The organism is Nocardia sp. BMG111209 (assembly GCF_000381925.1).
GTDB lineage: Bacteria > Actinomycetota > Actinomycetes > Mycobacteriales > Mycobacteriaceae > Nocardia.
In genome coordinates, this window is sequence record NZ_KB907310.1 from 33,172 (window position 1) to 48,132 (window position 14,961).

Below are 14,961 nucleotides of genomic sequence, written 5' to 3' on the forward strand. Positions count from 1 at the left end.
TGCACGTTCAATATTTCTGATCGGCAACAACATTCACTGACCTGGATCGTTGTCGACCGACCGGTTCCGATCGGGCGGGGGTCGCCGCGGCCGGATCCAGCAGGCGCAGGAAATGTTCGACCTCGGTCTGGACCGCGCGGCGGGCGGGGGCCAGGTAGTGGCGGGGGTCGGTGGCGGTGGGGTTCTCGGCCAGGACCGTCCGCACCGTGCCGGTCAGGGCGATGTTCAGGCGGGTCGCGATGTTGATCTTCGCCATGCCGTGCCGCACCGCGGAGAGCAGGCCCGCGTCGGGTACGCCGGAGGAACCGTGCAGGACCAGCGGTACCGGTACGCGCGCCGCCAGCCGTGCGATCAACTCGTCGTCGAGGCGGGCGTCACGGGTCTGCATGGCGTGTTCGGAGCCGACCGCGACCGCCAGCGCGTCCACCCCGGTCGCGACCACGAAGGCCGCCGCGTCGGCCGGATCGGTCCGCACCCCGGGAGTGTGTGCGCCGCCCTTGCCGCCGACCGCGCCGAGTTCGGCCTCGACGACCACGCCGCGGGCATGGCACCAGCGGGTGATCGCGGCGGTGGTGGCCCGGTTCTCGGCATCGGCCAGCGCGGAGCCGTCGTACATCACCGAGGTGATGCCCAGGGCGACCGCGGCTTCGATCAGCGCGGCGGTGGTGGCGTGGTCCAGATGTACCGCCAGCGGGGCGGAACTGTCGTCGGCGATCTGCCGGCAGGCCCGCGCGAGCGGGGCGAGGCCGCCGTGATGCCGCACGGTGTTCTCCGAGATCTGCAGGATCGCGGGACGTTTCGCCGATTCCGCGGCGGCGGCGATCGCCTCGGCGTGTTCCAAGGTGATGACGTTGAAGGCGGCCAGCGCACCCGGGCGGGCCGCCGCGAGTAGGTCGGGTACCGGTGCCGAGGTCATGGTGAGGCGGCCTCCTGGTCGGCGGGACGGAGTTCGGTGACGATGACCGTCGGCGTCAGCCGCTCCCGCAGCGAGCGATCGATCTCGCCGGCGACCGGGATCACCACCGCCGCGGCGGAGGTCGCGATCGCGTCGACGAGGATCGCGGGCCAGTCCGGTTCGCCGCCGGTCGACAGGGCCGCGATGACGGCGGCGGCCGCGGCGTCCCCGGCGCCGGTCGGATTGCCCGCCAGCGGTTCCGGCAGGGCGGCCGACCAGGCCCCGCCCGCCGTGACCGCGACCATGCCGTCCGCGCCGAGGGTGGCGATGAGGGCGCGTACCCCCGCGGTGATCAGCGGCCGGACCGCGGCCGGGATATCCGAGGGCCCGGTCACCGGCTCGCCGACCAGGCGGCGCAACTCGTCCAGATTGGGCATCAGCACCACGCCGGGCACCTCGGCGGCGTAGCGCAGCGCCGGGCCGTCGACATCGCAGATGACCGGCACCCCGGCGGCCACCGCGGTCCGGGCCAGATTCGCCGGGACGGTCGGGCTGACCCCGCCGGGCAGCGATCCGGACACCACCAGTCCGCCGGAGTCGGGCAGCAGACCCGAAACCCGCACGCGCAGCTGATCGACCGAATGCGATTCGCTGAGCCGGGGGCCCGGTTCCGACAGGCCGGTGGCGTTGCCGTCCGCGGATTCGCTGATCACCACCGTCCGGCGGACCCACGGCAGCGCGTGCACGAAATCCACCGGCAGCTCCAGCTCGGCCGCGGCGGCGAACATGTGGTCGGCGAATCCGGTTGCCCGGGAGTACTTTCCGATCTGGTTGAGCACCCGGCTGACATTGATGCCCTTGCCTCCGATGCGCTGCTGCACCGACAGCACCCGCTGCTGGACGCCGCGTTCCAGCCGCTCCACCCGATAGGTGGTGTCGTAGGCGGGATTCATTGTCACGGTAAGGATCACGACAACCACTGTCCACGTCGTAGCACCCGCCGCAACTCCAGTGCGTCGCCGAGAATCAGCGCATCGGCGAACATTCCGGGCCGCAGGTCGCCGACCTCGGACAATCCCGCCGCGGCGGCCGGGATATCGGTGGCCGCGCGCACTGCTACCGGCAGCGGCACCCCGCACTCGCGCACTGCCCAGCGCAGGCAGCGCAGCAGGGTGGCGGTGCCGCCGGCGATCGAACCGCCCGCGACGCGCGCCACCCCGTCGATCACCCGGACCGTCTGCGGGCCGAGCCGATAGCTGCCGTCGGGCATCCCGGCGGCCTGCATCGCATCGGTGATCAGCGCGACCCGCTCCGGTGCGGTCGCGAAAACCAGTGCGCCGAAACCCGAATCGACGTGCACACCGTCGCCGATGAGCTCGACGGTGGCCTGTCGCGCGGCGGCGGCCACCAGCGCCGCAGCCACCGGGCCCGCCGCGCGGTGGTGCAGTGGTGGCATGCCGTTGGCCAGATGGGTGACCAGCGTGCCGGGGCCGGTGGGTGACAGGGCGGCCCGGAACGCGGCAAAGCTCGCATCGCTGTGCCCGAGCGCGACGATCACGCCGTGGTCCGCCAGCAGCGTTGCGGCGCGGTCGAATCCGGGACGTTCCGGCGCGAGGGTCATCACCCGCAGCCACCCGTCCGCCGCCTGTACCAGCGCTGCGATCAGGTCCGGATCGGGATCGATCAGGAAGCGGGGATCCTGTGCGCCGCACCGTACCTCGGACAGGAACGGGCCCTCGGCGTGTATTCCGGCGACCACCCCGGCCGCGGCCAGCTCGCGCAGGGCGGCGGTCTGCGCGACCATCTCCGCGCCGGGTGCGGTGACGATGCTCGCCATCACACTGGTCGTGCCCTGGGTGTGATGGAATTCCGCTGCCGCTTGGGCATCCTCGACATCGACCGTGTCGAACCGATGTCCGAAACCGCCGTGGTTGTGGATGTCCACCAGACCGGGCACGACCGTTCCCAGGAACTCCGGCAGTACCCGGCCACCGTGTCGCGCCGACCATTCCGCGCTGTCGCCGACATCGGTGACGCGGGTACCGCCGACCGTGATCACGCCGTCCTCGAGCACCGTGCCGGAGGTGACGATCCGGCCCCGCAGTGACAGAACACCTTCGGAGCCGGTCATCCGGCCACCCGGGGCCGACCGGTGGCAGGAAATTCTCGGCGACCTGGGTTGCCGGAGCGCGGGTTGCCGGGGCACCGGCTGCCGGAGTGCGGGTTGCCGGTCCCTGTCGTTCCGGCGCAATCACCGGCGCGTTGCGATCGACCGTGGCCCGAGTGTGCGCCGGTCCCGGCCGGGCCTGGTGGCCTGGTCATTCCAGTGCTCCGGTGCGCGCGTAGTGGGCGGCGCCGACGAGTCCGGCGCGGATCCCGAAGGCGCCCACGGCGACCGCGGGGACCGGGACCACGCGCAGCAGTTCGGACAGGCGGGTGTGCAGGGCGGTGGTGAGGATCTCACCCGCGCCGGAGAGGCCGCCGCCGAGTACGACGAGATCGATTCGGGTGGCGTGCAGGATGCCGAGCAGGCCCGTGGCGAGGGCGTCCACGGCGTCGGCGATCACCGCGCGGGCCGCCGGATCGTGCGGAGCGCGTTCGAAGACCGTTGCGGCGCCCGGAATCTCGTGGCCGGTGCGCGCGGTGTAGGCGCGGGCGATGGCGCTGCCGGAGGCCACCGTCTCCACGCAGCCCACATTGCCGCAGGGACAGGGCAATCCGTCGCGGGGACGGATCGGGATGTGACCGTATTCGCCGGCCTGACCGGGACCGCCGCGGACCAGGCGGCCCGCCACGGCGAGCATGCCGGCGATACCGGTGCCGAGGATCAGGACGCACACGTTGTCGTGGCCGCGACCTGCGCCGTGCCGCCACTCGGCCCAACCGGCCACGGCCACATCGTGTTCCAGCCGGATCGGGATACCCCAGCGAGCGGTGAAGCGGTCACCGAGGGGGACGTCGCGCCAGCCGATATTGCTGCTGAACACGGCCAGCGCGCGGGCCGGGTCCACGATGCCGGGCAGTACCACCGCGGCCCGGGTCACGCGGACCCGTTGCGCGGCGGGCAGTCCGGTGAGCAGACGGTCGCCGAGGTCCTCGACCGCGTCGAAGGCGGCCGGACCGGACGGGGTGGGGACGGCCCCGGTGGCCAGCACCGTACCCGCGGCGTCGGTGATCTCGGCCTTGATGGTGGTGCCGCCGACATCGACGGCGAGGACCGGATCCGAGGGGCCGCCGGTCACCCGAGAATCACCGAACGGGTCAGGCCGCGTGGCCGATCCGGGTCCAGGCCCAGATCGGCGGCGCGCAGCAGGCACAGCCGGTGCACCCGGACCAGCTCGGCCATCGGGTCGATGTCGCGATGTTCGAAATGCGCTCCGGTCGCGGCGATATCGTCCGCCAGGCCGGGAATCACCGGGCCCAGGGCCCACACCGCGCGGCCCGGACCGGCGATGCTGATCGGGCCGTGCCGATATTCGGTGGCCAGGTAGCCCTCGGTCCAGGCACGGCAGGACTCGCGCAGTTTGAGCCCGGCCTCCTCGGCCAGTGCGGCGGCGAAACCCATTCCGACGAAGCTGATCTGCTCGGCGTGCCGGACACCGGCCAGGGCTACGGCCGGATCCTCGGCCAGTACCGCGCGGGCCTGTTCGATCGCCGGGGTCAGATCCTCGCCGAAGTGCCGCCGCAGGATCGCCAGCGTCGTGGTGGCGAACCGGGTCTGCACCACCGACCGCTCGTCGACCTCGTCGATCAGGATCGGGTCGGCCAGCTCCAGCACGGGAGTGCCGGGGCTGGAACAGATCACGGTGCGCGGTACCCCGGCGGGCAGTTCGCGCAGCGCGCGGATCACCTCGGTGGTGGTGCCCGATCTGCAGATCACCAGGTACCGGTCGTAGTCGTGGCGGCGCACCTCGCCCGCGGGCCAGGCGTCGGTGGGGCCGAGGCCCGCGGCCTCGCGCCGGGCGGCGATCGCGCGGGACATGAACAGGGAAGTGCCGCAACCGATCACGGCCACTCGCTCACCCGGAGACGGCAGCAGGTCCCGGTGGTCGGCGGCGATCGTGGCGGCGCGCGCCCAATCGTCGGGCTGGGTGGCCACCTCGGCGGCCAGATGTGGGCTGGTATCGCGATCGGTGGAGGTCGACACGTCACCAGGATCGGCCCGGTGATCGTTCATGTCAAATTTACAGTCGAAACAGTCACATTCGATCATGCGAAGCGTTAAATTCGGACCGTCGATCCTCTGCTCCAGCATCCGTGCCTCGCATCGCCGGATGTGCACTTCGAAAGGCTCAGATCGTGAAACATCCACTCCGCGGCGCTTTCTCGTCGATGGTCCTGGCCACCGGGCTGGTATTGGCCGTCTCCTCCTGCGGATTCGGCGGTGACAAGTCGGACGATTCGGATCCGAACACGCTGTCGTTCCTCGCGCCGGTGTACAGCGACGGCACGAAAGCGGAGTGGGACAAGATCATCGGGGACTTCCGGAAGGCGAACCCGGATATCAAGGTCACGTTGCAGACCGAGTCCTGGGACTCCATCAACGATGTGGTGCGCACCAAGCTGCAGTCGAAGTCGACGACGCCGGACATCCTCAACATCGACGCCTATTCCACCTATGCCACCGACGGCCTGCTCTATCCGGCCGCCGACGTGGTCGACCCCGCGGTGATCGCCGATATCCAGCCCGGGTTCGCGAAGAACGCCTCGATCAACGGAACCCAGTGGGCGCTACCGTTGTTCGCCTCCGCGCGGACGCTGTTCTACAACACCGACCTGTTCGCCGCGGCCGGGGTGACCGCACCGCCGAAGACCTGGGCGGAACTGACCGACGACGCGAAGAAGGTGCAGGCGCTGGGCAACGGCGTCTCCGGCTACGGCCTGCCGCTGGGTAGCGAGGAGGCGCAGGGCGAGACCTCCATCTGGACGTTCGGCGCGGGTGGCACCTGGTCCGACGGTGACCACATCACCGTGAACACCCCGCAGAACCTCGAAGGTGTGCAGGCGATGAAGGCGATCGCCGATGCCGGTGCCACGGAACCGAATCCGGGCGCGACCAACCGCGCCGATGTGATCAACGCCTTCATCCAGGGCAAGATCGGCATGATCGAGGGACTGCCGCCGACCATCGGCCAGATCGCGCAGAAGAATCCGGCGCTGAAGTACACGACCGCGCCCTCGCCGACCAAATCCGGTGATCCGTCCACCCTCGGCGTCGCGGATCATCTGATGGCCTTCAAGAAGGACGGCCGGAAACAGGACGCGATCAAGAAATTCCTGACCTATTTCTATTCCGCCCCGGTGTATTCCGGCTTCGTGTCCAGTGAGCACTTCATCCCGATCACGGTGTCCGGCGCGAAGGCCCTCGCCGACGATCCGGTGACCAAGGCGTTCGCGACCATTCTGCCGTCGGCGAAGTTCTACCCGAGCAACAATCCGAAATGGGGTGCGGTGCAGGGCGCGATCCGGCAGCAGCTGGGCACCGTGACCCAGGGCGCCGATCCCGCCGCGGTGCTGCAGAAGATCCAGCAGGCGGCGAGTTGAGTCGCACGCCGAGCCGAGCCGCGGCGGCGTTGCGCGCGCTGCCGTGGATCGGGCCCGTGCTGGTGCTCATCGCCGCGATCGTCGGCTTCCCGGCCGGATACATGCTGTGGACCTCGACCCGTGATCTGAGCGCGTACGGAACCGATCGCGGCCCCGCGGGCTGGGCCAACTTCCGGAAGTTGTTCGCGCTGGAGGAATTACCGCGCATCCTGCTGCACACCCTGGCGTGGACGGTGGCGGTCGTGGTGATCACGCTGGCGCTGTCGGCGGCGCTGGCGCAGTTCCTGAACAAGGACTTTCCCGGCCGGACCGCGGTGCGGCTGGCGATCCTGGTGCCGTGGGCGGCCTCGGTGGTGATGACCACCACGGTGTTCGACTATCTGCTGGATCCCGACGTCGGCCTCGCCAACCGGTTCCTCGTGGATATCGGTGTGCTGCATCGGGGTTTCGGATTCACCAAGGAGGCGGGCCCGGCCTTCCTGGTGGCGATCGGGGTCGCGGCGTTCGTCTCGATCCCGTTCACCACCTACACGATTCTGGCCGGGCTGCAGGCGATTCCGGCCGAGATGGACGAGGCGGGCCGGGTCGACGGCGCGAGCCCGTGGCAGCGCTATCGGTATCTCACACTGCCGCAACTGCGTTCGGCGATGGCGGTGGCGACGGTGATCAATCTGATCAACGCGTTCAATTCGCTGCCGATCCTGCAGGTGCTCACCGGCAGCATCGCGGGTTTCGACGCCGACACCACGACCACGTTGACGTTCAAGCTGATCCGGCAGAATCAGCAGCTCGCCACCGCCGCCGCGATGAGCGTGCTGAACTTCGTGCTGATCGCGGTGATCATCGCGATCTACGTGAAGGTGATCCGGCCGGCGGGGGAGGAGGCGCGGTGACCGCGCGCGGAAATCGGCGGCGCCGCAGGCGCTGGGATCTGACCGCGGCCGGGGCGGTGCTGGCCGTGCTGTTTCTGCTGCCGTACCTGGTCATGCTGCTCGGATCGCTGAAACCGCGCGCGGAGATCCTGCGTATCCCGCCGACCTATCTGCCGCAGCAGTGGCGTCCGGACAACTACGTCACGGTCTGGCACACCTCGGAGACCCCGCTGCCGTTCAATCTGGTCAGCACCCTGGTGATCGCGGTCGGCGGCACGCTGCTGGTCCTGGTCGCGGCGGTCCCGGCGGCGTATCACACCGCGCGGCGGCGGTTCCCGGGGAAGGCGGCATTCCTGGGACTGGTGCTGGTGACCCAGATGTTGCAGCCGACGGTGCTGGTCACCGGGCTGTTGCGGGAGTTCTTCACCCTCGGCATCAATGACACCTGGCTGGCGATGATCCTGGTGGACGGCGCGTTCAATCTGTCGTTCGCGGTCTGGATCCTGCACAGCTTCTTCCGTGGCGTGCCGGTGGAACTGGAGGAGGCGGCCGCCCTGGACGGGCTGAACCGGTGGCAGATCCTCACCCGGGTGAGCCTGCCGCTGGTGTGGCCGGGCATCGTCACGGCCACCATCTTCGCCTTCGTCTCCTGCTGGAACGAGTTCGCGGCCAGCCTGGTGATCCTGACCACGCCGGAGAATCAGCCGTTGTCGGTGGCCCTGACCAAGTTCATCGGGCAGTACGACACGGCTTGGCAATACGTCTTCGCGATCTCTACCGTCGGCATCGTGCCCGTCGTCATCCTGTTCGCCCTGATCGAGAAGCGCCTGGTGGCCGGACTGACCGCCGGTAGCGTGAAATGACCGCGCCCGCCGACCGGCCGCAACGATGGAATCGCCTGCTGGAACTGCTCGCCGAGCTGGGCCGGTTGTCGGTGGAGGATGCGGCGGGCCGGCTCGGTGTCTCGCCCGCCACCATCCGCCGGGACTTCACCGCGCTGGCCGATCAGCAACTGGCCACCCGCACCCACGGCGGCATCGTCGCCACGGCCGTCGCCTACGATCTGCCGGCCCGCTACCGCGGCAGCGGTGACGAGGCGAAACAGCGGGTGGCCGAATATGCCGCGGCGCTGGTGGAACCGACGGTGGTGGGGCTCAACGGCGGTACCACCACCACCGCGGTGGCGCGGGCGCTGGCCGGGCGGCCGGATCTGCCGACCTCCGCCGATCACCAGCCGACGATCGTGACGAATGCGCTCAACATCGCCGGGGAAATGGTGTTGCGGCCGCATCTGCGCACGATATGTCTCGGTGGAATGGCGCGCAGGGAATCATACGAATTGCATGGTCCGCTCGCGGAACGCGCATTGGCCGAATTGCGTTTGGACACCCTCGTACTCGGCGTCGATGCAATCTCCGCGGTGGGGGGTGCGCAATGCCGCCATCTGGGTGAGGCCGGCGTGAACGCGGAAATGGTCCGGCGCGCGAATCGGGTGATCGTGGCGGCCACCGCCGACAAACTCGCGCGCACCGCGCTGGCCCGGATCTGCCCGATCGAGGACATAGATGTGCTGGTCATCGACACCGCGGCGGATCCGGTGGCGATCGCGGACATCCGTGCGGCCGGGGTGCGCGTGGATCTGGTGTGACCCGCCCGCGTGCCGACCGGTCGGCCGAGGAATCTGGTCCGCGATATTCGGCGATATTGCGAAGATGATGCGACTCTTGTGAATTCCGGCCGAACCCGGAGATCTCGGCGCTCCCTGGTTTACCGTGAATATCGGAGTCGCTGCGGAGTCACCGCGGACTCCTGTCGAATTCGCGCAGGCGTTCGGCAGTGCAACGAAAGGAAATACCCGCCATGCTGTTTCACGGTTTCCCGCATGCCCCGTTCTTCCTGCCCGGTCACTGGTGGTGGCGGCCCTGGTTGCCGCTGACCGGTAGTTGGTGGTGATCGTTTCCCGATCGGCTGGGGGATCGGGTCGAGCGACCTCCGATTCCGCTGTGAAGATCGCCGAATTCCTGTGAATTTCACACGACGGTGGACCTTTTCGGGGCGCCTCGTTACCGTGAATTGCGGAGCCGCGAACGGAGTTTCGTCCGGCTCCGTCGAATTCGCAGACAGCGAGCGACTTCTCGAAGGAAGGATCGAAACATGCCGCCGTTTTTCCCGGGCTATCCGCATCATCATCACCACCACCTCCCGCCCGGCGGCTGGTGGGGCCCGTGGCTGCCGCCGACCGGCAGCTGGTGACTTCGAGGACGATATGCCGTCGTGACGATTCCGGTAGCTAGCCGGATATCGATCATGCGACGTGCGGGCAACCGGTGTCGGGGCCGGGAGCTCGCGTTCACAGCCGCCGGGGGCCTGCGGTGTGAACGACGGAAACCGGACCGCCCGGGGCGACGGGGCGGTCCGGAGCTTCAGGCGGTCGCGACCGCCGGTGTGCGGGAATCCTGCCGGGCGAGCACGGCCACCAGGGCCACGATCGCCACGGCCGCGACCACGGTCACCCGGCCGGTGCCGAGATTCATACCGTCGTGGCGATCCCCGCCCAGCCAGTCGGCGACCGAGGCGCCCAGCGGACGGGTGAGCACGTAGGCGAACCAGAAGGCCGCGACCGCGTTCACCCCCGGCCGCCGGCGCGCGACCGCGGGTAGCGCGATGAGCGCCGCGAACAGCACGATCGACCAGCGGTAGCCGAGATGCATCCGGCTCGCGGTCAGATCGCCCGCGGCGGTACCCAGCATGAAGGTGACGATCACCGCGGCCCAGTAGAACGACTCCCGGCGGAGGGTCGTGATGCTGTGCACGGCGAGGGTGCCCTCGACCCGGTGCCAGACCGCGAACAGGATCGCGAGGGCGAGCAGGAATACGATCGTCGACACCGGTAGTGGCACCTTCCAGCGGAAGTCGATGGTGTCGGCGGCCATCGTGCCCCAGATGCCGACCATCACCACCACGAACCAGTAGCGCCAGGGGTGATGGCGCCGGGCCGCCAGCTGCGCGATCAGCGCGCCGGCCAGCACCACCGTGGTGAGCAGGATCGCGAGGTCGCGGTCGGTCCGGCCGTCGAGGAAGTCCGCGAAGGATTCGCCCATACCCGTGGTGAGCACCTTGACGACCCAGAACAGCGCCGTGATCTGCGGAACCTTGGTTCCGGGCGACCGGTCGGCGCGGTCAGGGGTCGAGTCGATCACCTCGACACTGTCTCCGGCGAAACTGTGAAGAACCTTCACACCCGTCTGCGAATCGGCTGTGACAACGCATCCGGGCATTTCGCGCGCGTTGTCACCGTACCGGTCGGTCCGCACGCTACAGTCCGCTCGGGCCGTTCGTTCGCCCGGCGCCGCTTCGTCCGACGCTTGCTCTCGTGCCCCAACGCTCGCTCTCGTGCCAACGCTCGATGTCGTGTCCGTGCCGGTGTCCTCCCGCGTGGCGCCGTGCCGGCGAGATGGGAGGGTGGATGTCCGACAACGGGTTTCGGCCCGATTCGATCGCCGGCGGGATCGATACCGGCCGGATGCCCGCGGCGGTGCGCTCGGCGCAACTGCTCGCGCTGGGCCTGGCGCTGATGGGGATCGTGTGCACGGCCGCGGCCGGCTGGCTGTTCGGTACCCGCTCGGCGCTGGTCACCTCGCTGGCCTTCGTACCGAGCTGGCTGCTCGGGTTGCTCGCACTGGCGTTCGGCGCGGTCGGCAGCGGCATCCGGATCGGCGCGATCGGGCTCGCGGCGTTGAACATGGCGTGGACCGTCCCCTCGATCACGATGGGTCATCCGCCCGGCTGGCTGGGTCCGGCCGGTTCGATCGGGCTGATCGTGCTGATGTTCCGGCCCGCCGCGCGGGACTGGTTCGAGGATTGGTAGCGCGCTCCTGACACGGTCGTAACATCCGCGAAACCTGGTGTGCCGATTCGCAATGCCGGTGCAACCGGGTGCTCCTACTGTGACGGGATGAGTTCGGAAACCGCCGCCGCCACCGGCATTCACATCAGCGGATTGAGCAAGACCTTCCGGGTGGGACGGCGCGCGGTGCCGGCACTGGACTCGGTCGATCTGCACACCGATCAGGGCACCTTCCTGTCGTTGCTCGGACCCTCGGGCTGCGGGAAATCGACGGTGCTGCGCATCCTGGCCGGTCTGGAGACGCCGACGGCCGGGACCGCGCGCATCGACGGCGCCACCCCCGCCGAACTGCGCCGCCGGCACGAATTCGGGATCGCCTTCCAGGATTCGGCGCTGTTGTCCTGGCGCACCGTGGAATCCAATATCAAGCTGCCGTTGCAGGTGGCCGGGCTGCCGGTGGAGTCCGGCGCGATCACGGAGCTGATCGAACTCGTCGGCCTGCAGGGCTTCGAGAAGGCGAAGCCGGCGCAGCTGTCCGGCGGTATGCGGCAACGGGTTTCGATCGCGCGGGCCCTGGTGGTGAAGCCGACGGTGCTGCTGCTGGACGAACCGTTCGGCGCCCTGGACGATATGACCCGGCAACGGCTGAATCTGGAACTGCTGCGCATCTGGACCGAGAAGCCCGCGACCACGCTGATGGTGACGCACGGCATCGCCGAGGCGGTGTTCCTGTCCGACGTGGTCGCGGTGATGAGCCCGCGGCCGGGGCGGGTGGTGCAGATGGTGGAGATCGATCTGCCGCGGCCGCGCACCCCGGAGATGATGCGCACCCCGGAATTCCACAAGTTGCACGACTACCTGTCGGAGTTGCTGTTCGGTCGCAACGGCGACGGCGGTATCGAGGCCGCGGCCGAGGCGCTCGAGACCGTGGCGGCGCCGGAGAGCGCCGGCGCGGCGGAGCCGACGGGTGGTGCGCAGTGAACGGGCGGGCCGGCCGGGGTCTCAGCGGCGCGATCGGCGTCGTGGCGCTGATCGTGCTCTGGTGGGTGCTGGCGGAGTTGCGGGTCGCCGGCGGCACCATCCCCGGACCGTGGACGGTGCTGCACACCATGTACACCGACGGCTGGGGGCTGTACGGGCCGAACTTCCGGATCACCGCGCTCGGGGCGTTGAAGGGATTCGTCTGGGGCAACGTGCTGGCCATCGGCCTGGCGATCCTGGTGCTGCTGGTGCCGCCGATCGAATCCTTGGCCACCCAGCTGGCGATCCTGAGTTATTGCACGCCGCTGCTCGCGCTGGGCCCGATCATCCTGGTGGTGTTCGGCGGCCGCACGCCGACGGTGTTCCTGGCGGGGATGTACTGCTTCTTCACCACCATGGTGGGCACGGTGGCCGGGCTGCGCTCGGCCGATCGCACCAGCCTGGATCTGATCCGCGCCTACGGCGGCGGCCGCTGGCAACGCCTGTGGCGGGTGCAGTTGATCGCGGCGTTGCCGAATACGTTGGCGGCCTTGAAGATCGCGGCGCCGTCGGCGGTGCTGGGTGCGATCCTGGGTGAATATCTGGGTGGCGTCGACACCGGGATCGGGGTGGCGCTCACGGCCGCGCAGAACTCCTACAACGTGCCCCGCACCTGGGGGATGGCACTGGCCGCGGCCGCGCTGGCGGGCGTGGGCTATCTGCTGGTGAGCCTGCTGGCCCGAGCGCTGCGGCCGTGGACCGGAACGGAGGCACGGGCGTGAACGTGCTGCGCAGAATCGCGAAATTCCTTTTCCCCCTGGTGATCTCGGTGATCCTGATGGGGGTGATCTGGACCGTCTTCCTGAAGGCGTTCCCGCAGGTCGGGCCGCGGGTGGGCAAGACGCCCGCGGATGTGTGGCGCTACCTGGTCACCGGGCCGACCGCGGGGACCGCGCGGCAGGCCATCCTGGCCGATCTGCGCATCACCCTGCAGGACGCCGCGCTCGGCTTCGGCGTGGGCATGCTCGTCGCGCTGGCGCTGGCGGCGCTGTTCGTCACCGTGCCGGCCGCCGAGCGGTCGTTCATGCCGGTGGCCCTGTTGCTGCGGTCCGTGCCGCTGGTGGCGCTGACGCCGATCATCGTGCTGGTCTGCGGACGCGGTCCGGGCGGGGTGACCACCATGGCGGCCATCGTGGTGTTGTTCCCGGCGCTGGTGCTGATCATGACCGGATTGCGCGGCGCGCCACAGCAGGCCATGGAACTGATCGCGGTCTACGGTGGCTCGCGCTGGACCGCGCTGCGCATGGTGGCGGTGCCGGCCGCGCTGCCGACGGTGTTCGCGGCGGCCCGGATCTCGGTGCCGGGCGCGCTGATCGGCGCACTGCTCGGCGAGTGGCTCGGTAGCGGTAAGGGTCTGGGCTCCAGCCTGATCCGGGCCGTGGCGAGCTTCCAGTACAACAAGCTGTGGGCCTCGATCGTGCTGGTCACGCTGGTGTCGGTGCTGCTGTACGCGATCGTCGGCGTGCTGGAGAATCTGGTACTGGCCCGGTTCGGACCGGACGCGGGCCGGTCCTGAGTTTACTTGCAGCACACAATTTTACATCGCGGGAACAATGCATTTACCTGGGATACACAACTGTCGCACGGAAAGCAAAGTATCCGAAATCGAAACACCTTACATTTCCGACATGACTCGCGTGACAGGCCCCTTGCCGGCCCAGAAGTTCGCCGTGGACCGTCGGTCCTTCCTTCGTTTCTCGGTCCTCGCCGGAGCTGCCGCGGGTGGCGCCGGAGTGCTTGCCGCATGCGGGAATTCGTCCTCGTCCAGCGGTGGCGGCGGCACCTCCGCCGACGGTTCGAAGTTCGGGACCGTGGCGATCCAGTTGTCCTGGTTGAAGAACATCGAATTCGCCGGTGAGTTCTTCGCCGACAGCAAGGGTTACTACAAGGATGCCGGTTTCGGGAAGGTCGACCTGATCGCCGGTGGCGCGGCGGGCACCACGGTGGAGGCCGGCCTGGACACCAAGAAGGTCTGGCTGGGCATGTCGGCCCCGATGCTGACCGCCCCCGCGGTGCTGGAGGGCCTGCCCGCGAAGATCGTGGGCACCACCTATCAGAAGAATCCGTTCTGCATCGTCAGCTCGGCGGCCAAGCCGATCAAGACCCCGCAGGACATGAAGGGCCGCAAGATCGGTGTGCAGGACGGCAATCAGCTCGTGTTCGGCGCGCTGCTGGCGGCCAACGGCCTCACGCCCAGCGACGTCACCATCGTTCCGGCGCAATACGATCCGACACCGCTGGCCAGCGGCGAGGTCGACGGCTGGGTCAGCTATGTGACCAACGAGCCGATCACGCTGGCGGCCAAGGGCTTCCAGAACGCCAACTTCCTGTTCGCCGATTTCGGGCTGCCGCTGGTCGCGGAGACGCTGACCGTGCGGCAGGAGACCATCGACAAGGAGCGGGACAAGCTGAAGGCGTTCCTGGTCGCGGAGATCAAGGGCTGGAAGGACGCGGTCGCGAATCCGGCGGAGTCGGCCCGGCTGGCCGTGGAGGTCTACGGCAAGGATCAGCACCTGGAGGCCGGCGAACAGACCCTGGAGGCGAAGGCGCAGAACGATCTGGTCGTCTCCGCCGACACCAAGACCAACGGGCTGTTCACCATCTCCGATCAGCTGGTCGGCCAGAACATCGAGGCCCTCGGCAAGGCGAAGATCAGCATCAAGGCCGATCAGTTGTTCGACCTGTCGGTGCTGAAGGAGGTCTACGCCGAACATCCGGAGCTCAAGAGCTGAGCCACCCCGTCGCACCCCGGTCCGGCCCGGGGTGCGACGAAACCTGTTCTT

At 68.9% G+C, this 14,961-nt stretch carries 15 protein-coding genes; 9 read left to right on the forward strand and 6 right to left on the reverse strand.

All coding sequences use genetic code 11. The features are described from left to right. Positions 1–7: 7 nt before the first annotated feature. The 5 genes from G361_RS0138440 to G361_RS0138460 form a co-directional block, all read right to left on the reverse strand. Positions 8–916 (reverse strand): class II fructose-bisphosphate aldolase, encoded by a 909-nt coding sequence (locus G361_RS0138440; RefSeq protein ID WP_019932472.1) that lies wholly within the window; start codon positions 914–916, stop codon positions 8–10. After that, on the reverse strand, positions 913–1,854 hold the full coding sequence (locus G361_RS0138445) for a hexose kinase (protein WP_304412522.1): 942 nt from the start codon (positions 1,852–1,854) through the stop codon (positions 913–915). Before G361_RS0138445 ends, G361_RS0138440 begins: the two co-directional genes overlap by 4 nt. 8 nt (positions 1,855–1,862) lie before the next feature. After that, complete coding sequence (locus G361_RS0138450) at positions 1,863–3,026, reverse strand: N-acetylglucosamine-6-phosphate deacetylase (protein WP_019932474.1); 1,164 nt, start codon at positions 3,024–3,026, stop codon at positions 1,863–1,865. 187 nt (positions 3,027–3,213) lie between these two features. After that, a complete protein-coding gene (locus tag G361_RS0138455; RefSeq protein ID WP_019932475.1) occupies positions 3,214–4,137 on the reverse strand; it encodes an ROK family protein in 924 nt (307 codons plus the stop codon). Then, a complete protein-coding gene (locus tag G361_RS0138460) occupies positions 4,134–5,042 on the reverse strand; it encodes an SIS domain-containing protein (protein WP_026344024.1) in 909 nt (302 codons plus the stop codon). The genes G361_RS0138455 and G361_RS0138460 overlap by 4 nt, the downstream gene beginning before the upstream one ends. A gap of 152 nt (positions 5,043–5,194) precedes the next feature. Between G361_RS0138460 and G361_RS0138465 the strand changes: the two genes are divergently transcribed. The 4 genes from G361_RS0138465 to G361_RS0138480 are packed head-to-tail and all read left to right on the forward strand — an operon-like array spanning position 5,195 to position 8,959. Further along, complete coding sequence (locus tag G361_RS0138465) at positions 5,195–6,439, forward strand: extracellular solute-binding protein (RefSeq protein ID WP_019932477.1); 1,245 nt, start codon at positions 5,195–5,197, stop codon at positions 6,437–6,439. Beyond that, a complete protein-coding gene (locus G361_RS0138470) occupies positions 6,436–7,332 on the forward strand; it encodes a carbohydrate ABC transporter permease (RefSeq protein WP_026344025.1) in 897 nt (298 codons plus the stop codon). Before G361_RS0138465 ends, G361_RS0138470 begins: the two co-directional genes overlap by 4 nt. Continuing rightward, a complete protein-coding gene (locus tag G361_RS0138475; RefSeq protein WP_019932479.1) occupies positions 7,329–8,174 on the forward strand; it encodes a carbohydrate ABC transporter permease in 846 nt (281 codons plus the stop codon). Before G361_RS0138470 ends, G361_RS0138475 begins: the two co-directional genes overlap by 4 nt. After that, positions 8,171–8,959 (forward strand): DeoR/GlpR family DNA-binding transcription regulator, encoded by a 789-nt coding sequence (locus G361_RS0138480; protein WP_019932480.1) that lies wholly within the window; start codon positions 8,171–8,173, stop codon positions 8,957–8,959. The genes G361_RS0138475 and G361_RS0138480 overlap by 4 nt, the downstream gene beginning before the upstream one ends. A gap of 775 nt (positions 8,960–9,734) precedes the next feature. Here G361_RS0138480 and G361_RS0138485 read toward each other — a convergent pair. Beyond that, positions 9,735–10,511 (reverse strand): hypothetical protein, encoded by a 777-nt coding sequence (locus G361_RS0138485; protein ID WP_231387235.1) that lies wholly within the window; start codon positions 10,509–10,511, stop codon positions 9,735–9,737. 266 nt (positions 10,512–10,777) lie between these two features. On the opposite strand from G361_RS0138485, the gene G361_RS0138490 reads away from it, so the two are divergent. The 5 genes from G361_RS0138490 (at position 10,778) to G361_RS0138510 (ending at position 14,910) form a co-directional block, all read left to right on the forward strand. Continuing rightward, entirely contained in the window at positions 10,778–11,179 is a 402-nt protein-coding gene (locus G361_RS0138490) for a hypothetical protein (RefSeq protein ID WP_019932482.1), read from the forward strand. A gap of 87 nt (positions 11,180–11,266) precedes the next feature. Beyond that, positions 11,267–12,139 carry an ABC transporter ATP-binding protein gene (locus G361_RS46180; RefSeq protein ID WP_019932483.1) on the forward strand — a complete coding sequence of 291 codons (873 nt, stop codon included), beginning with the start codon at positions 11,267–11,269 and terminating at the stop codon, positions 12,137–12,139. Further along, entirely contained in the window at positions 12,136–12,900 is a 765-nt protein-coding gene (locus tag G361_RS0138500) for an ABC transporter permease (protein ID WP_019932484.1), read from the forward strand. The genes G361_RS46180 and G361_RS0138500 overlap by 4 nt, the downstream gene beginning before the upstream one ends. Then, positions 12,897–13,694, forward strand: coding sequence for an ABC transporter permease (locus tag G361_RS0138505; RefSeq protein ID WP_019932485.1), 798 nt, complete (start codon positions 12,897–12,899; stop codon positions 13,692–13,694). The genes G361_RS0138500 and G361_RS0138505 overlap by 4 nt, the downstream gene beginning before the upstream one ends. Before the next feature lie 112 nt (positions 13,695–13,806). Next, positions 13,807–14,910 carry an ABC transporter substrate-binding protein gene (locus G361_RS0138510; protein ID WP_052173003.1) on the forward strand — a complete coding sequence of 368 codons (1,104 nt, stop codon included), beginning with the start codon at positions 13,807–13,809 and terminating at the stop codon, positions 14,908–14,910. The last annotated feature ends 51 nt before the right edge of the window (positions 14,911–14,961 follow it).

Excerpts from the sequence above, each read along its gene's own strand:
- G361_RS0138440 (WP_019932472.1), bottom strand. The coding sequence starts at position 916 with ATGACCTCGGCACCGGTACCCGACCTACTCGCGGCGGCCCGCCCGGGT.
- G361_RS0138450 (WP_019932474.1), bottom strand. The coding sequence starts at position 3,026 with ATGACCGGCTCCGAAGGTGTTCTGTCACTGCGGGGCCGGATCGTCACC.
- G361_RS0138480 (WP_019932480.1), top strand. The coding sequence starts at position 8,171 with ATGACCGCGCCCGCCGACCGGCCGCAACGATGGAATCGCCTGCTGGAA.
- G361_RS0138490 (WP_019932482.1), top strand. The coding sequence starts at position 10,778 with ATGTCCGACAACGGGTTTCGGCCCGATTCGATCGCCGGCGGGATCGAT.
- G361_RS46180 (WP_019932483.1), top strand. The coding sequence starts at position 11,267 with ATGAGTTCGGAAACCGCCGCCGCCACCGGCATTCACATCAGCGGATTG.
- G361_RS0138510 (WP_052173003.1), top strand. The coding sequence starts at position 13,807 with ATGACTCGCGTGACAGGCCCCTTGCCGGCCCAGAAGTTCGCCGTGGAC.